This window comes from Ktedonobacterales bacterium (genome assembly GCA_036557285.1).
Classification (GTDB): domain Bacteria; phylum Chloroflexota; class Ktedonobacteria; order Ktedonobacterales; family DATBGS01; genus DATBHW01.
In genome coordinates this window covers 1-22,662 of the sequence record DATBHW010000020.1, presented here as the reverse complement: position 1 = coordinate 22,662, position 22,662 = coordinate 1, and the positions used below count along the sequence as shown (strand labels likewise).

At 59.7% G+C, this 22,662-nt stretch carries 20 protein-coding genes; 11 read left to right on the top strand and 9 right to left on the bottom strand.

Annotated elements, in window-relative coordinates; translation table 11 throughout:
- Positions 1-8: 8 nt before the first annotated feature.
- Positions 9-1,124: a GTPase gene (locus VH599_06565; GenBank protein HEY7347966.1), complete on the bottom strand. Its 1,116-nt coding sequence runs from the start codon at positions 1,122-1,124 to the stop codon at positions 9-11.
- A 353-nt stretch (positions 1,125-1,477) separates the two neighbouring features.
- Between VH599_06565 and VH599_06560 the strand changes: the two genes are divergently transcribed.
- Complete coding sequence (locus VH599_06560) at positions 1,478-1,861, top strand: hypothetical protein (GenBank protein HEY7347965.1); 384 nt, start codon at positions 1,478-1,480, stop codon at positions 1,859-1,861.
- On the opposite strand, the gene VH599_06555 is transcribed toward VH599_06560, so the two are convergent.
- Positions 1,761-3,173, bottom strand: coding sequence for a glycosyltransferase family 9 protein (locus VH599_06555; GenBank protein HEY7347964.1), 1,413 nt, complete (start codon positions 3,171-3,173; stop codon positions 1,761-1,763). The two genes, VH599_06560 and VH599_06555, sit on opposite strands and share 101 nt — an antisense overlap.
- Before the next feature lie 287 nt (positions 3,174-3,460).
- On the opposite strand from VH599_06555, the gene VH599_06550 reads away from it, so the two are divergent.
- Together VH599_06550 and VH599_06545 are read left to right on the top strand one after the other, a co-directional pair.
- Positions 3,461-4,339, top strand: a complete 879-nt coding sequence (locus tag VH599_06550; protein HEY7347963.1) for a sulfurtransferase — start codon at positions 3,461-3,463, stop codon at positions 4,337-4,339.
- A 149-nt stretch (positions 4,340-4,488) separates the two neighbouring features.
- Positions 4,489-4,890, top strand: a complete 402-nt coding sequence (locus VH599_06545) for an iron-sulfur cluster assembly scaffold protein (protein ID HEY7347962.1) — start codon at positions 4,489-4,491, stop codon at positions 4,888-4,890.
- Positions 4,891-4,921: 31 nt separating this feature from the next.
- On the opposite strand, the gene VH599_06540 is transcribed toward VH599_06545, so the two are convergent.
- Together VH599_06540 and VH599_06535 are read right to left on the bottom strand one after the other, a co-directional pair.
- Entirely contained in the window at positions 4,922-5,674 is a 753-nt protein-coding gene (locus VH599_06540) for a PIG-L deacetylase family protein (protein ID HEY7347961.1), read from the bottom strand.
- A gap of 44 nt (positions 5,675-5,718) precedes the next feature.
- Complete coding sequence (locus tag VH599_06535) at positions 5,719-6,378, bottom strand: uracil-DNA glycosylase family protein (protein ID HEY7347960.1); 660 nt, start codon at positions 6,376-6,378, stop codon at positions 5,719-5,721.
- Positions 6,379-6,665: 287 nt separating this feature from the next.
- Between VH599_06535 and pckA the strand changes: the two genes are divergently transcribed.
- Positions 6,666-8,261: a phosphoenolpyruvate carboxykinase (ATP) gene (gene pckA, locus VH599_06530; protein ID HEY7347959.1), complete on the top strand. Its 1,596-nt coding sequence runs from the start codon at positions 6,666-6,668 to the stop codon at positions 8,259-8,261.
- A gap of 62 nt (positions 8,262-8,323) precedes the next feature.
- Here pckA and VH599_06525 read toward each other — a convergent pair whose 3' ends face one another.
- On the bottom strand, positions 8,324-9,223 hold the full coding sequence (locus tag VH599_06525; GenBank protein HEY7347958.1) for a DUF5666 domain-containing protein: 900 nt from the start codon (positions 9,221-9,223) through the stop codon (positions 8,324-8,326).
- Between the two features lie 261 nt (positions 9,224-9,484).
- Here VH599_06525 and VH599_06520 point away from each other — a divergent pair, with 261 nt between their 5' ends.
- The gene (locus VH599_06520) at positions 9,485-10,684 is read left to right on the top strand and encodes an acetyl-CoA C-acetyltransferase (GenBank protein ID HEY7347957.1); all 1,200 of its coding nucleotides are present in this window, start codon (positions 9,485-9,487) and stop codon (positions 10,682-10,684) included.
- A gap of 93 nt (positions 10,685-10,777) precedes the next feature.
- Positions 10,778-12,523, top strand: a complete 1,746-nt coding sequence (locus VH599_06515; protein ID HEY7347956.1) for a methylmalonyl-CoA mutase family protein — start codon at positions 10,778-10,780, stop codon at positions 12,521-12,523.
- Positions 12,524-12,818: 295 nt separating this feature from the next.
- On the opposite strand, the gene VH599_06510 is transcribed toward VH599_06515, so the two are convergent.
- Positions 12,819-14,069 (bottom strand): hypothetical protein, encoded by a 1,251-nt coding sequence (locus tag VH599_06510; GenBank protein ID HEY7347955.1) that lies wholly within the window; start codon positions 14,067-14,069, stop codon positions 12,819-12,821.
- Positions 14,070-14,681: 612 nt separating this feature from the next.
- Between VH599_06510 and VH599_06505 the strand changes: the two genes are divergently transcribed.
- From VH599_06505 to VH599_06485, 5 genes are all read left to right on the top strand, one after another.
- Positions 14,682-15,350 carry a PadR family transcriptional regulator gene (locus VH599_06505; GenBank protein ID HEY7347954.1) on the top strand — a complete coding sequence of 223 codons (669 nt, stop codon included), beginning with the start codon at positions 14,682-14,684 and terminating at the stop codon, positions 15,348-15,350.
- A 63-nt stretch (positions 15,351-15,413) separates the two neighbouring features.
- Positions 15,414-16,430, top strand: coding sequence for an ATP-binding cassette domain-containing protein (locus VH599_06500; GenBank protein HEY7347953.1), 1,017 nt, complete (start codon positions 15,414-15,416; stop codon positions 16,428-16,430).
- Positions 16,427-17,245: an ABC transporter permease gene (locus tag VH599_06495; GenBank protein ID HEY7347952.1), complete on the top strand. Its 819-nt coding sequence runs from the start codon at positions 16,427-16,429 to the stop codon at positions 17,243-17,245. The genes VH599_06500 and VH599_06495 overlap by 4 nt, the downstream gene beginning before the upstream one ends.
- 111 nt (positions 17,246-17,356) lie before the next feature.
- Positions 17,357-17,644, top strand: a complete 288-nt coding sequence (locus tag VH599_06490; protein ID HEY7347951.1) for a PspC domain-containing protein — start codon at positions 17,357-17,359, stop codon at positions 17,642-17,644.
- Between the two features lie 699 nt (positions 17,645-18,343).
- A complete protein-coding gene (locus tag VH599_06485) occupies positions 18,344-21,028 on the top strand; it encodes a valine--tRNA ligase (protein HEY7347950.1) in 2,685 nt (894 codons plus the stop codon).
- A 72-nt stretch (positions 21,029-21,100) separates the two neighbouring features.
- On the opposite strand, the gene VH599_06480 is transcribed toward VH599_06485, so the two are convergent.
- The 3 genes from VH599_06480 to VH599_06470 form a co-directional block, all read right to left on the bottom strand.
- Positions 21,101-21,742: a hypothetical protein gene (locus VH599_06480; protein ID HEY7347949.1), complete on the bottom strand. Its 642-nt coding sequence runs from the start codon at positions 21,740-21,742 to the stop codon at positions 21,101-21,103.
- A gap of 122 nt (positions 21,743-21,864) precedes the next feature.
- Positions 21,865-22,353 carry a hypothetical protein gene (locus VH599_06475; protein ID HEY7347948.1) on the bottom strand — a complete coding sequence of 163 codons (489 nt, stop codon included), beginning with the start codon at positions 22,351-22,353 and terminating at the stop codon, positions 21,865-21,867.
- 176 nt (positions 22,354-22,529) lie between these two features.
- On the bottom strand, positions 22,530-22,662 hold a 133-nt coding region (locus tag VH599_06470; GenBank protein HEY7347947.1), incomplete at its 5' end, for an IS481 family transposase.

Genomic DNA, 22,662 nt, shown 5'->3' with positions numbered 1-22,662 from the left:
CTGGCGAATCACTTTTTGGGCGCGGGCAGCAAGGCATGCTTTTTCTTGGATTCACTCAGCAGCGCCTGGCGTTTGTCTTCCTGCCGATAGATCTTATAGAAGCGCGTGAACATGCTGCGCATCTGGCCGCCGCTCAACTGTTTGCCACTTTCAAAGTATTCCGTCATCACCTGCCCCAAAGCCCACGTACCCGCGGCGGCAATGGCCCCCGAAATCAGGTCGCCGCCAAAGGGTACCAACTTGGCGGCCTGCTCGGCCACATAGCGCAGCGTCAGCCCGGCGGTAATGGTCGCCACCACCTCGCGCGCGCGGCTGGCCGTCAGCGGCTCACCATAGATGGCGGCAATGCGCAGCACCAGCCGAATCTGTGTCCCCAGTAAAATAGGAATATCAACCAGCGGCACCGGCTCCAGCCCGGCGGCCAGGCTCAGCAGCGTCGAGTTGCGGATGATTTTGGCAACTGCCGCCCGCCGAAACGCCGGAAGTTCGCGGCCAATCGCCACGGCGGCTTCGGGGCTGGCATCAATCATCGCCGGAATCAAATCTTCGTTTACATTCGTGCCGTTTTTTGCCGAGATCGGTACCGCCTCTTCGATCTCCAGCCGCACCGCCAGGTCATCGCACAGTTCTTCCGGGTCAGTACGCATCAGGTCGATCTTGTTCACCACAGCGATGATCGGCTTATCGGCGTGCTTCACTTCCTTGTAGAGCGCCTCATCCTCTTTGGTAAAGCCGCGCGTGCCATCAATGAGCAGCAAGATGACCGAAGCTTCTTTAATGCCTCGGTGCATAATATCGGGCAGATGGCCTGGCGTGTCGATCAGCGCAAAGGGACCAAAAGCGCCGCGAATCAGCGTCTTGGTGGTGCCTGCTTCCGGCGAAACCGGCGAGATGCGTTGGCCCTTGAAGGTATTGAAGAGCGTGGACTTGCCACTGTTTGGCATGCCAACCAGGGCGATTTTGGAGGTGAGCGCCCACTGCACTTCTCCCTGGGCCGTCTTCCAATTGACTGCCGTCATAAAATCACGGAACAGCATGATATTTCCAGGCAGTTTGGTGATCGACCCGACGCCAATGCGCCTGCCACCTGACCTCGCCGCAAAAAGTAGCTTGTTCAGCACCATTGTCTTCCCTTCATGTGCGCTCCCCTGCCGGGAATGGCCGCCCACGCCCCCGGCATCGCCAGACACCTGAAATAGCTATTCGCCTGCTCTTCCAGCATACCACAGGAACGCTCATCCGACAAGCGCCGCTTGTGCAAATCTCATGCCGCATCCGGCAAGCAGCATATCTTTGGATGCGTCACCGCAGGCAAGCGCACAAAGGTATTTCCGGGTGGATCGAGGACAGTCGGGATACGATAGACCACTTTCCCCACACTGGCACTGGCGTAGCAGTTCATTGTCTTATACACTACATCATAGCAGGACGATGGCGTCCTGTAAAGAAGATGTCCAAGCAGCCAAAGGAGGCAGCAATGACTCAGAACGCATGCCAGATTTGGGATCTGTGGATCGCTGATGTAGGTCCAATCGGTATCTCTTTTGCGCGTGGTCGGCTGAATCCAACGGATGTGCTGCTGGCGCACGCCTTGCCACAGCAGCTCAATATCGAGGTGCGCGCCGATGACGGCGAAGTGCTGGCGCGTGGCGCCGACCTGCTGCGCACCGCCAACAGCCCTATCGCCCGTCTGCGTCGAGAGGGCCAGACGATCACCCGCGAGGACATCTGGCCCACCGCAGCCGATTATGGAACGCCGGTCATTCTCCCAGGCGGCGAGGTAGGCATCTTGCAGCAGTGGTGGAATGCCCCGGACTACCAGGAGTGGCGTTGGAGCGTGGAGTTTTATAACCATCGCTGAGCAAGCGGGTTTCCAGCGCGCCCAGCGCGGCAACCGCCAGGCGTTCAGCAGGTATGCTATCAATGATGTCTGTGCTCTCCCAGAGTACCGCTGCTTCTATTTGCTGAGCGCAAAATGGGGCAGGCTCCAGGGTCACTCCATGATGCCAAGGGGTCGAGGCCCACACCGCCTTGGAATACACCTGGCCGGGAAGATAGGGGACAATGGCAGGAATGCGCAGTGCGCCAGCCAGATGGCCCGGCCCGGTATCGTTGGATAGGACCAACGCAGCGTGCCTGACCACTATCGCCAGATCGCGCAGCGAAGGCGTTGCGCGCACGCTGGTGCGCACGTTCCGATTGTCCCCGGTAAAATCAATGAACTCATCGGCCACATCGGCCAGTTTGACGCCTATGGGCAAGTCCTCATCCGGCCCACAGGCGACGAGAAAATCAATCTGCTGGTCTGGAAAGCGGCGCGCAACCTGCTGACACATCATCGTCAGCGCCTCACGCCATCTCCCATAACACTTGGCAAGGACAATGGATTGGAAAAAACAGACCACCTGGAGCGCGGAGCGCCGCAGCCGAAATTCGCCTGCCAGAGCGCCGTATCGCGCTTCATCGGCGGCGCTCAGCCATATCCGTGGCTGCGCCAGAAGCCCATCGATCACGCCAGTGGGAAAATCAAACACATCCTCAATAAAATCGGCGTAGCGTCTGTGCCTCCCGCGCTGCGCATAGCTTCTCACCCCGACCCGGAAGAGGCGTCCTAACGTCGTAACCGTGCAGGCATCTCTATCCAGGCTCCCAGACGAACGAGCAAGCGCCCTTTTCTCAATCCGCAGATAAGGCATCCCATCATGCGCACCATGGAGATCGACGACCAGGCTCTTCCTTGCCGCGCTTTGTTGGATGAGCGCTTCAGCGCGTGAAAGTGTTTGCCCAACCGGCGCGCCAGAGACCTGAATCTGAGGCCAGTAGTGTTCCTGGTAAAGCCGTTCATCGAAGAGTTCGAGCGCGCCAGTGTCTATTATCACCCTGATCGCCGTTCCGGCTTTCCCAACAAAACGCAGCGCCAGCAGTATCCCCTCCAGCAGGGCGGTCCCCACAATACACTCACCTAATCGGCCAGACCGGCCTCCCAGGCAGATGATAACCGTATCAGCCTGCTTGAGCGCATGTTGGGCAAGGCGCAGAACACCCCGTTTATCTGGAGAGAGGGGGCGCTGGCGCTTGAGCGCGCCATCATGCAAGAAAGCGAGCGAATGGGTCTGCGCCCCCTGGCTATCAACACGCTCGCGCGCCGGTACCGGCATAGCCTCCAGCGGCATCGCTTATCTCCTTCGATATACATCTAATTTTATGCAAATCTAATTAGATGTATATCAAATTAGATGGGCGATGTCAAGCCCTCTTCACTCCGGCACAGGCCAGCGGCCACAAACTTGCAGATACAGCACTGTAACCGCATTAAGAGACATGTCTGGACGATGGAGTTGACTAAATCAATCAACTTTGTTATACTTATGAAGGTTTGTCTGGTTTCGCCAAAGAGCAGCGTCCCTGATTGGCCTGCATGGTAGATAGGCCAATGATTGTAATGGAGGTTTAAGGACTTATGTCAGGAACAGCAACAGGAGCCACCGCTGACTACACCCAGTATGCTCATCCAGAGGTGCTGGTTGACACCGCCTGGGTGGCGGAGCATCTCAATGACCCCAAGGTCCGTATTGTCGAGGCCGATGAAGATGTCCTGCTCTATGAGGTTGGGCATATCCAGAACGCCGTCAAACTCGATTGGCATGTTGATGTGCAAGACCCCCTGCGCCGGGATTTCGTGAACAAGGCCGACTTCGAGAAACTGGCAAGCCGCTACGGCATCTCGAACGACACCACCGTTGTCTTCTATGGCGACAAAAACAACTGGTACGCTGCCTACAGCTTCTGGCTGTTCAAGCTCTACGGCCACCAGGACGCGCGTATCATGAATGGTGGCCGCGCCAAGTGGGAAGCCGAAGGGCGGGCATTCACCAAAGACGCGCCGACGTTCGCGGCAGCCACCTATCACGCTCAGAACGCCAATCTCTCCATTCGCGCCTTCCGCCACCAGGTGGAAGAACTGCTGGGCAAGTCCGGCTACGCGCTGGTGGATGTGCGCTCCCCCGATGAATACACCGGCAAGCTGCTGCACATGGTCAACTACCCGCAAGAGGGCGCGACGCGCGGCGGCCATATCCCCTCGGCTAAAAACATCCCCTGGGCCAGGGCCGCGCGCGAAGATGGCACGTTCAAGTCTGCCGACGATCTGCGCGCACTCTATGGCGGCGAGGGCGTCACACCCGATAAGCAGGTCGTCGCCTACTGCCGCATCGGCGAACGCTCGGCGCATACGTGGTTTGTGCTAACGCAGTTGCTCGGCTATACGAATGTGCGCAACTATGATGGCTCCTGGACCGAATGGGGCAATCTGGTGAACGCGCCCATCGAAAAGCCGTAAGCGCGGGCAACGGGTTACGAGGCGTTTACGGGAAAAGCCGCCCGATTGGATACCGTGATATAATGCAGGAGGAAGGTTTCCAGCGAAGGGCGCGCTGAGACGTTCCTCGTAACCCATCTTTTTCCCATTGCGCCAAGGAGCATCTTTCCATGAGCATGACCCGTCAGGAAGCTATTGATTTTCTGCTGGAGCATTATCAACACCCTTACCATCGGGGTACGCTTGAAAACCCGGATATTCACCTCACTGGTGGCAGCCCCGGCTGCGCCGATGTGATTACCATGCAGGCCAACTTTGATGAAGACGGCCATCTCAAGGAAGTCTATTTCGAGGGCGAAGGCTGCACTGTCAGTATGGCAGCGGCTTCCTACGTCAGCGAGATCACCGAGGGCATGTCCCCAGAAGAGATAGAGGCCCTCACCTTTGAGGATCTCATTGACGCGCTCGGACGGGAAGTAGTGATGACCCGCCCCACCTGCGCCACGACGGCGCTGGGTACGCTGAAGCAGGGTGTCCACGAATATAAGCGCAAGAAGGAAGCCGCCGGATAGGAGAAAACCCTGGCGGCTTCCTCAGTGGGCCTTACTCGTCATCGGTGAAGCGGAAATACTTAAAGCCCTCGGCGTATCTGAAGTCATGTCCATGCTTGCGGGCTTCGTCAGCCGTACTTTTCGCCCAGCTTTTCATTTCTTCCGCCGGGTTCCAATCTTTGATCTGGCTCTTGTGCTGGCGCAGGGCTTCGATCTTCGCCTCCAGCGTATCGCTGATGTCTACCCAGCGGTCGGCGTTGCGGCTGCTGGCAAGATAGAGTTCCTTGACATCGTGGGGTTCCAGACCCTCTTTGAGCAGATCGGTAAAGATCAAGCGCGTCCCAGCCGCTGGCATGATCGCGGCCATCGTGGCCTCGCCAGCGGCGCGATGATCGGGGTGATTGATGTAGCCCTGGCCGGACCAGAACATCGTTGGGTCTTGACAAATCACCGTGTCCGGGCGAATCTGGCGAATCAGCCGCGCAATATCATGACGCACTTGCAGCGTTGGCTCCAGCGTCGAATCAACATAATGCAGGAAGAGCGCCTCCTTTGCCCCCAGCGTGCGCGCCGCCGCGCGATGTTCCTCCTGGCGAATGGGTACCAGCTTTTCAGAGGTCATTTCGGGATCGCTTGAACCGCAGTTCCCGTCTGTTACCACACAATAATAGACCTCATAGCCCTGGCGCGCCAGATGGGCAATCGTCCCGCCCGCGCCAAACTCGCCATCATCGGGATGCGCCATCACTACCAACGCCCGCTTAGGGTTCTGCTGCTGTTCGTTCGCTGCTGTCTGTTCAGCCATTCGGATTCTTATCCTTCCTTACCTGGAATGAGCATTAATCTCAATTAGCGTTGATCCAACCCCAACTCGACCCGCCAGCGGGCCAGATGCTCAAGCGCCCTGGAGAGCAGGGCTTGATGCTGCGGGTCGTTCAGCCAGCGGCTCGCGCCGGATGAGTGCGGCAGGGGCAGGAGCAGGCGGCCATCCTGCTCTCGATACGTCCCGACGATTTCATCCAGCTTTGCCGGACCCCAGAAGACCTGGATCGCCAGCCCGCCCAGCAGCGCCAGCACTCGCGGGCGCACGATGGCAAGCTCTTCATCCAGATAGGGGCGGCAGAGCGCCTGCTCAGCCGGGGACGGCTTGCGATCACCCGTTCCGCGCGGATTGCGGCCAGGGTCGCAGCGCGTGATCGCCGAAAGATAGATGCGCTCGCGGAAGTCTTCAGGCTGGAAGCCCGCGCGCACAAACCAGCTTTGCAGCACTTTGCCGCCGGGGCCAGCAAAGGGAAGCTGCTTTTCAACCGAGTGATGGCCGGGCGCCTGCCCGATGACCATCACGCGATCCGTCACGCGGCCACGCGCGCCGCCCACCGGATTCGCTACACGCAGGTAGCCGCGCTCCTGGCACAGCCGACAGGCGAGAACGCGCGTCATCAACACTTCCAGCCGTGCCTGACGCTCCCGAAGCGTCTCTTGTCCCGCTGGTTCTATTCGCGCTTCCATCTCTACAGTATAGCCCGTATCCTGGTCTGATGGCAAGTTTATTGACAGCAGCCAGGCCAAAAAGGTATAGTTGGCACAGAGCAATTGGGCAGAACAGCAGGGTCACCGCATGATTACGTTTGTTTGTCAAAAACATGGACCATATCGTATAACATAGAGTGAGGTTCTGCCTTAGCTTCCCTCTCATAAAGCATGTAGAAAACCATTACAGAGGCTCCCGACCAATCTATCCACAGGGACAGCGATGTCCCTGCTGAAGCAAGCCAACGAAGGTGAGGAAGAGTGATATGGCTATTGCTACCGCCAGCAATCAAAGCCTGGCTGAAATTGGTGTAACCAACCTGGGCGCTGTCCACTGGAACCTCTCGGTTCCGCAGCTTGTGGAGCAGGCCATTGCCCGCAGCGAGGCGGTGCTGGCCTCGAACGGGGCGCTGGTTGCCGCCACCGGCTCGCGCACCGGGCGTTCCCCCAAAGATAAGTTCATTGTGCGCACCCCGGAAAACGCCAGCCGTATCGCCTGGGGCAAGATCAACCAGCCCATCGAGCCAGCCGTCTTTAATCGCTTTCGCGCGCGGGTGAGCGCCTATCTCCAGGGGCGCGACGTGTTTGTGCTGGATGCCTGGGTCGGCGCTGACCCGGCCTATCGCCTGCCTATCCGCGTGGTCGCTGAATATGCCTGGCATGAACTCTTCGCTCGCCAACTCTTTCGCCGCATGACCCCGGAGGAGCAGGCGAATAACAAGCCCGCCTTTACAGTCATCGCCGCGCCGGAGTTTCTGGCGGTTCCGGCTACCGATGACACGCGCAGCGAGACTGCTATTCTGGTCAACTTCGAGCAGGGCTTGATCATTATCTCTGGCACGAAGTACGCTGGCGAAATAAAAAAATCAATCTTCGGCGTGATGAACTATGTGCTGCCCTTGCAAAACATCTTCCCGATGCACTGCTCGGCCAACCTCGGCGCAGCCGGGGACGTGGCCCTCTTCTTTGGCCTTTCGGGGACAGGCAAAACAACGCTTTCCACCGACCCTGAAAGGCCGATGATTGGCGATGACGAACATGGTTGGAGTGACAAGGGCGTCTTCAACTTCGAGGGCGGCTGCTATGCCAAATGTATCAATCTCTCGCAAAAACACGAGCCGCAAATCTGGAACGCTGTGCGGTTTGGCTCCGTCGTAGAAAACGTCGTGGTTGATCCGGTGACGCGCGTTCCCGACTATACCGATGATTCGCTCACCGAGAACACCCGCGCCGCCTATCCGCTCGATTTCATCGAGAACGCGGTCCCTGAGGGCATGGGCGGCCATCCTTCAGCGATCCTGCTGCTGAGCGCGGATGCCTTTGGCGTACTGCCGCCGCTCTCCATCCTGACGCCGGAACAGGCCACCTATTACTTTCTCTCCGGCTACACCGCCAAGCTGGCCGGAACCGAGGCGGGCATGGGCAGCGACCCTGAGCCGGACTTCAGTCTCTGCTTTGGCGCGCCCTTCTTCCCGCTGCCCGCCACTGTCTACTCCAAGATGTTCCGCAAGAAGATCGAGGAGCATCAGGTGCGCGTCTACCTGGTAAATACTGGTTGGAGCGGCGGCCCGTATGGCGTGGGCGCGCGCATCAGCCTGCCCTACACCCGCGCGATGGTGCGCGCCGCCATCTCTGGCGCACTGGAGAAAGCCGAGACCTGGACCGACCCGATCTTCGGGCTGCATGTCCCGACGGCCTGCCCCGATGTCCCCGCCAGCATCTTGCGCCCCCGCGACACCTGGAAGGACAGCGCGGCGTATGATCGCCAGGCGCGCGACCTGGCGCGCAGCTTTGTAGAAAACTGCGCCAAGTTCCCCGACGCCGACCCCGACGTGCGCGCCGCCGGGCCACGCGGCTCCTGAACGCAGGAACAGGCGGCTGAAGCGCCATGCTTCAGCCGCCTGTGTTCTTTTGCTACAGTCGATCAGTGGCCTGAATCGCCGCTGCCAGAGCCGCTGTTGTCACCGCCGCCATCGTGGCCGCTGCCAGAGCCGCTGTTGTCACCCCCGCCATCACCAGAGCCACCAGGGCCGCTGTTGTCACCGCCGCCATTATCCCCGTTATGGCCGCCATCTCCCTCATTATCAGAGGCAGGCTTGATCTCCCTCGCGTAGAGCGAGCCATCAGATCGCGTGACGACCTCAACGCGCACATGTGCGCCAGCAGCCAGGATCGCGTTATCGTGTCCGTCGTCGTGTTCATCCTCAATATTGGTCTTTGAGTCGAAGGCAATGGTCACAGGCGTCGTCTGCCCATCCTGAAGGAAGACAAAGGTCTGCGCGCCCTGATCAACCGACTGGATGACGCCGAACAAATGCCGATCTTCCTGATCGTTATTGTCGTTATCGTCGTTATCGTTCGCATCATTGGCATTCGCCTCTATCTCCCTGGCGAGGACGGAGCCATCAGCCTGCGTCACCCCTTCAACCTTGACGGTCATTCCGGCCTGAAGGACGCCGGGCTGCGCGTTATCATTGCCGTTATCGTCGTTCTGGTCGTGGCTGCTATCGCCGCCATTGCCCCCGCCCACTTTAATTTCTGTTGCGGCGGTGAAAATCACCTTTACTGTTGTCTGCTGCCCGTTTGGCAAGAAGACCAGATTCCCGCTGTGGGCGCTGCCCTGGTCAAATGTGACCTGCTGGATCACCCCTTGCGCCTCAAACTCGTTCGCCTGCTGGGTAGATGTCCCATTAGAGGCGCGGGGCATCAAAGAGGGAAGGCTGTGGTTTGTCGCGGCCAGCACAGCGCCTGCGCCTGCTACGGTAAAGACGGCTACCGCAGCGATAATAATGGTTGTCAGTTTGCTTTTCATCCAGGGTATCATGATCGTTTAACTCTCCAACATCGTATCGCGTCACTGGTTCTCAGGTTGTCAACTGGTTGTGTTTGACCTCTGCGCAAAAGGCTTCACTCAGATAGTGCCGCTTTGAGGCTATTTGTTATGCTCTTTATTTGTCACGGTCGCTATGTCGTATAATCAAAGTGAGAAACAGCAGTGCGCACAATGGTGTGCGCCTGTGGCAAGCCCAGGGCGCCGCGCGCTGAACACTGGCGCATCCAGGGCCTCTTCATAGAGGAGGATTGCATGGCCGAACGAGAAGCCGTTATTGTGAGCGCAGCGCGTACCCCTATCGGCAAGTTCCTGGGCGGGTTATCATCCCTGAGCGCGACGGAACTGGGCGCGATTGCCATCCGCGAGGCGGTCAGGCGCTCCGGTGTACCCGTCGATCAGTTAGAAGAAGCCATCATGGGCAACGTGGTTTCGGCGGGCGTCGGCCAGGCTCCCGCGCGCCAGGCGGCCATTCACGCCGGATTGCCCGATGATTTGCCCGCCGTCACCATCAATAAGGTCTGCGGCTCCGGTCTGAAAGCCGTGATGCTTGCCGCGCAGGCCATCCGCGCCGGAGACGCCGATATGCTCGTCGCGGGCGGCATGGAAAGCATGAGCAATGCGCCCTATCTGCTGCCCGGCGCGCGCACCGGCTACCGGCTCAACGATCAGAAAGTCGTTGATGCCGTTGTCCACGACGGCCTCTGGTGCGCCTTTGAGGACATCCATATGGGCAACGAGGCGGAAATTATTGCCGACAAGTTCTGCGTCAGCCGCCAGGAGCAAGACGCCTTCGCGCTCGAAAGCCACAGACGCGCCAGCGCCGCCACCGAGGCCGGGCGCTTCAAGGAAGAGATGGTCCCTGTTCAGGTTGCGCAGAAGAAGGGGACCATCACCATTGACCGTGACGAGTCTATCCGCCCCGATACCAGTCTGGAGGCGCTGGCGGCGCTCAAGCCCGCCTTTAAGAAAGATGGCACTGTCACCGCTGGCAACGCGCCCGGCCTGAACGATGGCGCTGCCGCGCTGGTCATCGCCAGCCGCGAACGCGCTCAGGCGCTGGGGCTGCCCATTCTGGCGCGCATCACCGGCTACGCTTCGGCGGCCATCACACCGAAATACATCTTTGCCGCGCCGCCGCGAGCGGTCAATCGCCTGCTGGAGCGCACCGGCCTGAAGATCAGCGATTTCGATCTGGTCGAAGTCAACGAAGCCTTTGCCGCGCAGGTGCTGGCAAACGGCAAAGAGCTGGATTGGGACTGGAGCCGCGTCAACGTCAATGGCGGCGCTGTCGCCCTCGGCCATCCTATCGGAGCCAGCGGCGCGCGTGTGCTGACGACGCTGCTCTATGAACTGCGGCGGCGCGGAGGTGGACGCGGCCTGGCAACGCTCTGTCTGGGCGGCGGCGGCGCTGTCGCCCTGTCAATTGATTTCAATACCCTCAGCGGGTCGTAAATGTAATGCAGTGTTGCCCGTGCCGCACCAGCCCTGTGAAGTATATCAGCGAATGCCAAAGAGGTCACAATAGATTTTGCACCAGGAGACAATATGCTCGAACAGAAACCGCCAAAGGCGGCGCACGCGCGCAAAGCTGCGACGGAAAAACAGGGTACGCTCTATGATCAGAGCGAGCTGGAGCATCTGAAGCGCGCGCAAGAACACTGGGAACAGACCACTCTCAAACGCTCCACAGAACGCATTCCAGAGAGCAAGGCCGAGTTCACCACGCACTCTGGCATGCCTATCGAGCGGGTCTACACGCCCAACGATACCGCCGCAATGGACTACAGCCGCGATCTGGGCATGCCTGGCGATTACCCCTATACGCGCGGTGTGCAGCCGACGATGTATCGCGCCAGACCCTGGACGATGCGCATGTTCGCCGGATTTGGCACCGCCGAAGAAACCAACGAGCGTTTCAAGTATTTGCTTCAGCAGGGGCAGACGGGCCTCTCCTGCGCCTTCGACATGGCGACGCTCTACGGCTATGACCACGATCACCCGCTGGCAATGGGCGAGTTTGGCAAGTGCGGCGTGGCCGTTTCATCGCTGGCCGATATGGAGATTCTCTTTGCTGATCTCCCGCTCGATGAGATCACCACGTCAATGACGATCAACGGCCCGGCGGCGGTGATCTGGGCGATGTATATCGCCAACGCCGAAAAGCGCGGCATCCCACGCGCAAAGCTGGGCGGCACGCTCCAGAACGACATCCTCAAAGAATATATCGCGCAGAAAGAGTTTCTTTTCCCCCCGGAACCCTCGATGCGCCTGGTCGTTGATACCATAGAGTTTGGCACGCGCCATATGCCCAAATGGAACACGATCAGCATCAGCGGCTATCATATCCGCGAAGCAGGCGCAACGGCGGCCCAGGAGATGGCTTTCACCATCGCCGATGGCCTGGCTTACGTTGATGCCACGTTGGAGCGCGGGCTGAAGATTGACGAGTTTGCGCCGCGTCTCTCGTTCTTCTGGGATGTGCATAACGATTTCTTCGAGGAGATCGCCAAGTTCCGCGCGGCGCGGCGCATGTGGGCGCGGCTGATGCGCGAACGCTATGGCGCGCAAGACCCGCGCTCGTGGATGCTGCGCTGCCACGCGCAAACGGCGGGCGTCTCGCTCACCGCCCAGCAGCCCGACAACAACGTCGTGCGCGTCGCCATCCAGGCGCTGGCCGCTGTGCTGGGCGGCACAAACTCGCTGCACACCAACTCGCTGGATGAGGCGCTGGCCCTGCCCACCGAGAAGGCCGCGCTGATCGCCCTGCGCACCCAGCAGGTCATCGCCTCCGAGAGCGGTGTCACCAACACCGTCGATCCACTGGCCGGTTCGTACTTCGTCGAGAAACTAACCGACCAGATGGAAGAGGAAGGCATGGACTACTTGCGCCGCATTGATGAACTAGGCGGCGTATTGGCCTGCATACACAACGGCTTCTTCCAGCGCGAAATCGCCGACGCGGCCTATCGCTTCCAGCGCGAGGTGGACGCCGGAGAGCGTGTGATCGTCGGCGTCAACGGCTACGAGATGGATGAAGCGATCAAAGTGCCGACGCTCTATGTAGACCCGGCCAAAGAGAAAATCCATCTGGACCGCCTGAACCGCGTGCGCCGCGAACGCGATCAGCAGCGCGTCAAAGAGGCGCTGGCGGCGCTGCGCAGCGCCGCTCAGGGATCCGAGAACCTGATGCCCGCTCTGATTGATGCGGTCAACGCCTACGCCACGATGGGCGAGATGATGGGCGTCTTCCGCGAAGTCTTTGGCGAATACATGGAATCGCCTGTCTTCTAATACCACATCTTCTTGAATGCTTGCGAAGGCCACTTGTAGCGCCGCCTTCCAGGCGGCTCACCGTCGGGACGCCGGAACGGTCGCGCTGGCAAACCGGCGGCGAGCCACTGCGCCAGGGCGAGCGGGCGCCCTCCAGACCAGCGGACCAGCAAGCCAGCGTCCAGCCGCCTGGAAGGCGGCGCTACAAGTGGCGGCGGTACAGGCGGGTGGCCGCCTTCCAGAGCAGCGCCGCTCTGGAAGGCACCGTTACAAAGAGCAGTGGCGATCCAGCCGAACGTGATATAAGCTTCACGTCTCAGGTTCCGCCTGTCCACTTTCCCGTTGCACTGTCTCGAAAGATATAGGTTCCATCTGTACAGTTGGCCTGGAAATACTCCCTTGCATAGACACCGCTCATAGTGGTCGGGCTGCTAAACGTGCCATCGTAAGCCCCATAGATATATGGGCCGCTTGAGGCACAGCGCACGCCGCTGCCCAGCACGAACTTATCGCTGGTGCCGATCTCGATATAAGTCAGGTGTCCATGCTTATAGGTTCCCCGACAGGTGAATGTGATCGTCTCGGTGAACGTCTCAGAGGAGTTATCCAGGGTGCCAGTAAAGGTCTGCGGCTTTCCATTATCCTCCAAAGCGCACACACTACCACCCGCCGGGTCGGGCCGCCCTGTGACCATGAACAGTTGCGTGAAAGAGAAGGATACACCACTCGCATCCCTGGCGGACACATGGGCGTACCCTCCAAAGGAAATATCATCAGCAGGCGCACCCTTCGGGCCTGGCGTACCAGCTTCGCCCTGATCCACAATCACCAGCGAAGCCGCCGCCTGCGTCACATTGCCTTGAGCATCCTGCGCCGTCAGAGAATGGGTTCCCAACGCCCACTTCGCGTCAACCGAAAGGGCGCCAGCGATCCTCCCGCGCCCGTCACTCATGACAGGAGACGAGGTATCGAGTAGTTTCCCATCCAGTTGGAGTGTGACCAGCGCATGCAGCGCAAAACGCATTCCTGAGAATGCGAGCGTCGTCCCGTTCGAGCCAGCAGGCAGCGATCCCCGCATATAGCTGCTTCTCACGCTGAGTACTGGGGCAGCCAGCACCGCTAAGAGCGCCCCATCCTTCGTCAGATAGCCTTGCGCATCTTTGGCGGTTAGGGTATGCCGTCCAAGCAGCCAGTCATCTGTAATGGGCAACTCCACGCTGATGGAGCCAGTCTGGTCACTCCTCGTCGCTGGCGCGCCGGGGGCGGGGTTTCCATCCAGCAGGAAGGTAATCGCCGAGTTCGCAGTGAAATCTCTCCCTGTAACAGAAAAAGCGGTGTCGGGCGCCCCTGCCGGGAGCGAGCCGCTCTGCTGCGGGCCGGTTATAGTGATGATCGGCCTGGGACGGGTGAGAATGAACGCCGCCGTCCCGCCGGCCCCCAGCACAACGAGCGCCGCCAACACCAGCGCGATCACCTTGCGGTGACGCTTGCGCGGCGGTGAGGGAGGCAGCCCCAACTCCGCGCCTGGAACGGCTCCACCGGCAGCGGGCGCGGGAGGCGCCGACATCGGGGTACCTTCCGCGAGAGGCCAGACGCCTTGGGAGGTCACGGAGAACTCTTGATAGGAAAATTGGTCTGACGTCCAGTCAGATGACAACAATGGATCGGGCTGGTCCCCCTGTGACACCACCTCGCTAGCGGGCAGCGTCTCAAACGGTGTGGGCGACTCAAGCGGGGGAAGGAGGACTTCCCCCAACGAAGACACGTCTGATCCCGGATCAGCCTCAGATGGTGGATTGCTCGCTGCCAGTAATTGCGCTCGCCCACAGTGGGGGCATGTCGTTTCCCCAGGAGCCAATGGGGCCTGACAAAAAATGCAGCGTTCCATCGAAAACCCTCCTACATCGTGCGGAGTGTGCGATCCCAGCAGAGCAGCCAATAAGACGGCCTCTACCTACCTGATAGAACGCAAGGAAGCGATGAGAGTAACGCCGGGGCAACGCGTTCATACGCCAGATGCGCGATCTTCCACCAGGAAAGCCCGCGTCCTTACATGCGGGCGCGACTTCCAGGTGAAGAAGGAAGAAAAAGAAGAGTAGAAAAGTTGTTCGTCATCCCTTGACTTTATTATATCGGCCCGTTATAATTATAACGAACCGATATAATGGAGACAAGCTCTATGGCAGCACGCGGAAGACACCACCCGCACGACCCGTACCGGGCGCATGAGCCAGTAGAGGGCGAGCGGGCGCCTCGAAGCCGAGGAACGAACCCTGTTTATGAATTGTTTGTACTGGGCGAGTTGATGGTCCAGCCTATGTACGGTTATGGCCTGCACGAGGTTGTGAATAAGGCGCTGGGGCCGTTTCATCAACTCAGTTGGGGTACGCTGTATCCGCTCATCCGGCGGCTAGAACAGGGGGGATTGGCAACCTCCGAAACAGAGCAAAAGCATGGGCGCTTCTTTCATGAGTCACGTACCCAGGCCCAGGCGCGCCGGGTCTATCGCATTACCGAAGCTGGCCGCCAGCGATTCTTTGCCTTGATGCTTGAGCCTGGCGAGTATTGCCGCGCCTGCCCTGACCTGTTTGCTATCAAGCTGACAAAGTTCGGGTTCCTGACCCCGGAGCAGCGATTGCTCGTGCTGCAACACTACCGGGGCTATCTGAGCCATCTGCGGAACTACTGGCAGAGCGGCCAGAACAAGGTTTCAGGCATCCCAGGGATTACTGATAGCGAGCGCCCTTTCATCTTACAGTTGTTTGACTATCACCTGCACACGCTGGACGCCGAGATCTCCTGGCTCGACGGCCAGATTGCACGCCTGACTGAAGAAGCCAGGCCATAGACGATGGGCAGCACATGCCCATGAGCAGCAAAGTAGGACACAGAGCACAAGTAAGGAGTTTGCATGTTATCCAACAAACCCGCCATCCTGGCCGAAGGGCTGGAGAAGCGGTATGGTAAGACCCAGGCATTACGTGGTATTGACCTCGCTGTCGCGGAGGGGACCGTGTTTGGCCTCCTGGGGCCAAACGGCGCGGGCAAGACCACCGCAGTTCGCATCTTCACCACGCTCTTGCAGCCGGACGCTGGCCGGGCAGAGGTGGTCGGCTTCGATGTCGTCCGGCAAGCCGATCAACTGCGCTCGCAGATTGGCCTGGCGGGGCAATACGCCGCCGTTGACGAATACCTGACGGGACGAGAAAACCTGGAGATGGTTGGACGCCTCTATCATTTGCCGAAGTCCCAGGCGCGGCAGCGCGCCAACGAACTGCTGGAGCGATTTGATCTGGTTGACGCCGCCTCGCGCATCGTCAAGACCTATTCCGGCGGCATGCGCCGACGATTGGACCTGGCGGCAAGCCTGGTCGTCTCGCCGCCAGTCCTCTTTCTCGACGAACCCACCACCGGCCTTGATCCGCGAGGCCGCCTGGGCATGTGGGATCTGATCAGCGAACTGGTGAAAGGTGGGACGACGGTTCTGCTCACCACCCAATACCTGGAGGAAGCCGATCAGCTTGCCGACCAGATCGCCGTCATCGATCACGGGCTGGTGATCGCCAGCGGCACATCCGACGAACTCAAGGCCCAGGTGGGCGGCGAGCGGCTAGATATTACCGTGACCCAGGGCAGCAGGCTCGACACGGCCATCCGCGCGCTCACGCCCTACAGCCAGGGTGAGCAACAGATAGACAGCGAGCATCGCCGTATCGTCATCCCCATTACCAACGGCTCAAAGCTGCTGGCGAATATTATCCGTGACCTCGATGATGCCGGGGTCCAACTTGACGACCTGGCGCTGCGCCGACCTACCCTGGACGATGTCTTCCTTACCCTGACCGGCCACGCGGCAGAAGCGCCTGCTGAAGAAGAGCAGAGCGAGGCTGATCGGACTGGTCGAGTGGCTGAAAGGATACCCGCATGAGCAGTATTGGTCTCCATACCAGCAGCGTCGAGCCGCTGCGTCGCAATCGCCTGTACTGGGCCATTGCCGACGCGCTGATCCTGGCAAAACGCCAGCTTAAGCAGATTCCACGCATCCCTGAAGAGCTCGTCTTCTCGACCATACAGCCGATCATGTTTGTCTTGCTGTTCCGCTACGTGTTCGGCGGCGCGATCAATGTAAGCGGCACCACCTACGTCAACTTTCTGATGGCCGGTATCTTTGTGCAGACGATTGCCTTCGGGTCAACCTCAACCGGCATCGGCATTGCCCAGGATTTGCAGCGTGGGCTGGTTGATCGCTTTCGCTCGCTGCCGATGGCCCGCTCAGCGGTCCTCACCGGACGGACGATTGCCGATCTGGTGCGGAATACCTTCGTCGTCCTGGTGATGATAGTCGTTGGCCTGCTGGTCGGCTTCCGACCAGCAGGGAACGGCATCGGCTGGATTGCTGGCGGCGGGCTGCTGCTGCTCTTTGGCTTTGCGCTCTCCTGGCTGGGCGCGTTAATCGGCCTTTCGGTGCGCAGCGTGGAGGCGGCTCAATCGGCTGGCTTTATCTGGCTGTTTCCACTGACCTTCGCCAGCAGCGCCTTCGTGCCGACCAGCAGCATGCCCGACTGGCTGCGGGCTTTTGCCGAACACCAACCACTGACCCTGGTCATTAACACCGTGCGAGAGTTCATTCTGGGCCAGCCAGTGGGTTCGGAGGGCTGGCAGGCGCTCGTCTGGTGTCTGGGTATCCTCGTCGTCTTCATGCCATTCGCTGTCTGGGCGTATGGGCGCAGGACAACACGCTGACACAAGCAAGCGAACGGTAACAATATTGCAACCTTCTGCTCCAGGGTGCGTAGTCTTCAATGAAGGAGTTGATAGGGCGTAAGCGCCCTGGAACAGAAGGGAACCAATACATTGAATACACTAGACCCATTGAATCAGCAGCGGCAACTGACCCTGAGTCAGCGCGATAAAAAGATCATGGGTGTCTGTGGCGGCATTGCCGAATATATGGGCTGGGATCCAACCGCCGTGCGCGTCGTTACGGTGCTGCTGCTTATCCCACTCCATTTCTCGCTGGTGATCGCGTATGTCATCCTGGGGGCGGTCCTGCCCAGGGTACCCGTTCCCAATTATCCGCCCAACCAGTACCCGCCGCAGTATCCGCCACACCAGCCGCTGACTGAGCATCCCAACGACTGAGGCGAGATACCAGCCGGTTCCACCAACTATTGGGGGACACCACTTGTAGCGCCGCCATCTTGGCGGCTACCGCTGCGCCAGGGCGAACGTTCGCCCGCCAGGCCACCGGACCAGCAGATCAGCGTTGAGCCGCCTGGAGGGACGCGCGAGCGACCAACGGGAGCGAGAGTGCGGGCGCTGGGCGCCCGCAAGCGGCCCTTCCCGAAGGGAGGCGGCGCTACAAATAACGGGTCTCGCTTGCTAACACCTCATTTTTGGTGGAACCATGCTAGCCGATAAAACTTGACAATCGCTCCTGTTTGGGATACACTGTAGCAACTGCTTAGCAAAACGAATACTGGCATCAAGACGTGGAGCAAGAGGAGTAGGCGCGGCGCGGGCGCTTGTGCGCCCGCAGCCGAAGGCACGGCTGAGAGAGAAGAGCGTCCCTGGCTGAAAGACGCTCGCAGCCCGGCCCACCGAACGTCGCTTGCGAGTCCGATTCGCTATTGCAGCCTGTCTTCGGACTGGCTGGAGGTTGAAACGCGGGAGCGCCCGTTACCGCGCGCCAGAGGCAGCGAGAAGTTTTTCTCCTGCAAAGCAAGGTGGTACCACGAGCGCCCTTTCCTTCGTCCTTGGCGGGAAAGGGCTTTTTTTATTGGTTCTTGTCACTTGCATGTTTGATCGCACAAAATCGCACAAAAAGGAGCGCGGCAGCAGATGGCGATTGAATCCAAACGGCGCCTGGCCGACCTTCCTAAAGCCTATGACCCTCAGAGAGTAGAGCAGCGGCTCTATCGCTTTTGGGAAGAGGGCGGCTATTTCATCCCCAAAATCGATCCCAACCAGCGGCCCTTCACGATCTCGATGCCGCCGCCCAATGTCACCGGCGCGCTGCACCTGGGCCACGCGATCACGGCCACGCTGGAAGACATCATGATCCGCTACCACCGCATGCGCGGCGAACCCACGCTCTGGCTTCCTGGCGAAGACCACGCGGGCATCGCCACCCAGGCTGTTGTCGAAAAGCAGCTTGCCAAAGAAGGGACAGACCGGCATCAGCTTGGACGCGAGGCGTTCGTCGAGCGTGTCTGGGAGTGGGTCCGGCAGTACAAGCATCGCATCCAGAACCAGCATCGGCGGCTGGGCGCATCCTGCGACTGGACGCGCGAGCGTTTCACCCTGGATGAAGGGCTATCCAAAGCAGTGCGCGAGGTCTTTGTTCGGCTCTACGAAGAAGGGCTGGCCTATCGCGGCGAGCGCATCATCAACTGGTGTCCGCGCTGCATGAGTTCCATCTCCGATCTGGAGGTCGAGGTCGAGGATACCCCGGCTAAACTCTATTACGTCCGTTACGCCATCGAACCAGTTGAGGGCGAGACAGAGCAGCAGTACGTCACCGTCGCCACCACACGCCCGGAAACCATCCTGGGCGATACCGCCGTCGCCGTCAATCCGCGCGACCCACGTTATCAGGCGCTGATCGGGCGAACGGCCATCCTGCCTGTCCTGAACCGTCGCATCCCCATTATCGGTGATGATGCTATCGAGCCAGGCTTTGGTACCGGCGCGATGAAGGTCACGCCCGCCCACGACCCAACAGACTTCGAGATAGGCAACCGGCATGATCTGCCGCGCATTCAAGTCATCGGCTTCGACGCCAAGATGACGCCAGAGGCTGGCCCCTACGCGGGCCAGGACCGCTACGAGTGCCGCGAGAACCTGCTGGCCGACCTGGAAAAGCTGGGTCTGCTGGCAAAGACGGAAGACTATACCGTTCCGCTGGGCCACTGCCAGCGCTGCGGCACGATCATCGAGCCGCTGATCTCGAAACAGTGGTTCGTCAAGATGGCCCCGCTGGCGACGCCTGCCCTCAACGCCGTCAAATATGGACTGATGAAGATCGTGCCGGAGCGCTTCAACAAAATCTATACCGACTGGTTGGAGCATATCCGCGACTGGAACATCTCGCGGCAGCTCTGGTGGGGGCATCGCATCCCGGCCTGGTACTGCGAGAACAGCCATATCACCGTCTCGCGCGAAGACCCCACGACCTGCGCGACCTGCGCCAGCGAGCGGCTTGAGCAAGACCCGGACGTGCTGGATACGTGGTTTAGCTCGTGGCTCTGGCCGTTCAGCACGCTGGGCTGGCCGGATGACACGCCCGACCTGCGCTACTTCTATCCCACGTCGGTGATGGAGACGGGCTACGACATCATCTTCTTCTGGGTGGCGCGCATGGCGATGTCTGGCATCCACTTCCTGGGGACGGTCCCGTTCCACACCATCTATCTGCATGGCCTGGTGCGCGACGAGCAGGGTCGCAAGATGAGCAAATCGCTGGGCAACGTCGTTGACCCCATCGAGGTCATGGACCAGTACGGGACGGACGCGCTGCGCTTCACACTGGCGACCAGCAGCACGCCCGGCAACGACATGAAACTGGTAGCGGAGCGCATCGTTGGCAATCGCAACTTTGCCAACAAAATCTGGAACGCGGCGCGCTTTGTCCTCACCCAGACCGACGGCGTAGCTCTCGGCATTCCGGCGCTGGAGACGACCACGCCGCGCACCCTGGCGGATCGCTGGATGGTGAGCAAGGCGCAAGAACTGACGGCCAGCGTCACACAACTGATTGACGAGTTCCAGTTCGGCGAGGCGGGCCGTCAGATTTATGACTTCTTCTGGTCGGACTACTGCGACTGGTATCTGGAGATCGCCAAGGTCCAGTTACAAGGGAGCGAGGCCGAACGCGCAAACACGGCGGGCATCCTGCGCGCGGTATTGGACCGCAGCATGCGCCTGCTGCATCCCTTCATGCCCTACGTCACCGAAGAGGTCTGGCAGCATCTTTACGAGGGTGAAGAAAACCGCCCGGCTTCTGCACTGATCGTCGCGCCCTGGCCGACTGCGGATGACAGCCAGCGCGATCTGCTTGCCGAAATTGATGTCAGCCGCCTGCAAGAGATCATCACGCGCATCCGCGACGCGCGCAAGCAGATGGGCGTGGAGGCGGCGCGGCGCATCCCGGTCATGATCGCCGCCCACGAGCATGCCGAGACGCTGAGCAGCCAGGCGCCGCTGATCGAGTTTCTGGCGCGCAGCGAGCCGCCGCGCATCGAGGCCGACCTGCCCGCGCCGGAGCAAGCCGTCGCCCTCATCGCGGCGGGCGTCGAGGTCTATCTGCCGCTGGCCGGGATGATCGATCTTGCTCAGGAACTGGCGCGCATTGACGCGGAGATTGCCGCCGCCCAACAGGACATCGCGCGCAGCCAGAAGATGCTCGCCAACGAGCAGTTCACCAGCCGCGCCAAACCAGAAATCGTGGAGCGCGAGCGCGAGAAGCTCGCCAGCCACGAGGAGAAACTGGCAAAGCTCCAGGCCCGGCGCAAAGAACTGGAGTAATGATGGTTTCGCATCAGCGTGCTGCTCGCATGGAGAATAAGCAGCGCACTGATGCGAGGCCGCGCTGACGCCCTAGCCTGCTTTGCAATTGGCAAGTTGCTGAACGATTTGGGAGAGGGGAGCGGTCCTTGCTGGATTGACGTTCCCTTGCTCAACTGACTGCGGTTGAAGGGTGACGATCCCTTTCGCGTCGATAGGGAAGGCATCGTTCACGATCATCACGGTTTTTACCTCGCCCTTTTGCGCCTCGATGCCATAGACCAACGTCAGCAGATAGTTTTTCTGAGGCGCCACTTGTGGATAGTCCGTCGAGTCGCTGTCTGGTCCAGCGCGCCCGCCAATGGTGTCAAATTCCTTCGTTGGTTGGCTGCGATAATCCACATGGATGTGCGTAGACGAGAAGTAGATGGGCGTATAGATCTCGTACCCGCCCCTCGCCAGGGTCTGTACATCCGCTGCCGCTGGTCTGGTTCCATCTGGGGTGTTCCAATGGCCTGGCCCCAGCCCAGAAACTCCAGCGTCCATCACCAGGATCGCTTTGCACATGAGTTCTGGCGTAATGGCGCTCAGCCTGGAAGCTTCACTGTGAAGGTGGATTCCATTGGGCTGGGTACTTGTCCCTGGCTGAGCAACTATGCACCCAGTCAGTAGGAGCAGCATAACCGCCAGACCAGGGAGCCAGAGGGCGAGCGCAAGATGAGACACCGATTTCATGTTACCCTCCTTCTGTGAGCTAACCAGCCGGGGTAGAAATGATGTGCCTCAGTATAGCATGGGTGCTACAAGCGAGTGGAGATCGGCAAACACGACGACGGCCCGCTGGCTGCGCTGAAGTCCTAGCCTGCCTTACAGTTGGCAAGCTGCTGAACGATCTGGGAGAGGGGCATAGTGACGGCTGGGAATGACTCTCCCGCTGGTCCTTGCCCTTCCTCAGTGTGTGCAGCCTGAAGCGTGACGATCCCTTTCGCGTCGATAGGCCAGGCGGCAGCAGCCACCATCCATTTTTCGTTCCAGGCTTGGGCTACTGCATCAACTCCTGGGACAAACAGGAGCAGATACCTCCCGCCAGGTATCACTTGTGGATCATCGCTGGAGTAGCTATCCGGTCCCACCTGCCCGCCAATGGTGTCAAATTCGGTTGTGGGCTGATGACGCTGATCCCGAAGGACACGCATAGAGGAGAACTGGAGCGGCGTGTAGATGGCATATCCCTGCCTCACTATGGTTCGTTCATCTGCCGCTGGCCTGGAGCCATCTGGCGAGTTCCAATGGCTTGCTCCCAACCCAGCAATGCCCGCATCAGCAGCCAGGTAAGCTACACACATATGGGTACTCCAGTCTATCGAGAGGTTGTCGCTATGAATATGGAGGCCATTAGACTGCGTGCTTGTCCCTGGCTGAGCAACTATGCAGCCAGACAGCAAGAGCAGCATAACCGCCAGACCAGGGGGCCAATGAGTACAAACCCAATGAAACCTTGATTTCATGATAACCTGTACTACTAAGCTTCTTTCCTAACAGTTTGCAAGTAAGCGTTGACCGTATCAATCGGGCGTTTGCCCAAGTTGCGATAGCCTTGATGCGGGCGTTCGGTGTTGTACTGGATGAGCCAGCGATCAAAGTCGCTCTGGAGC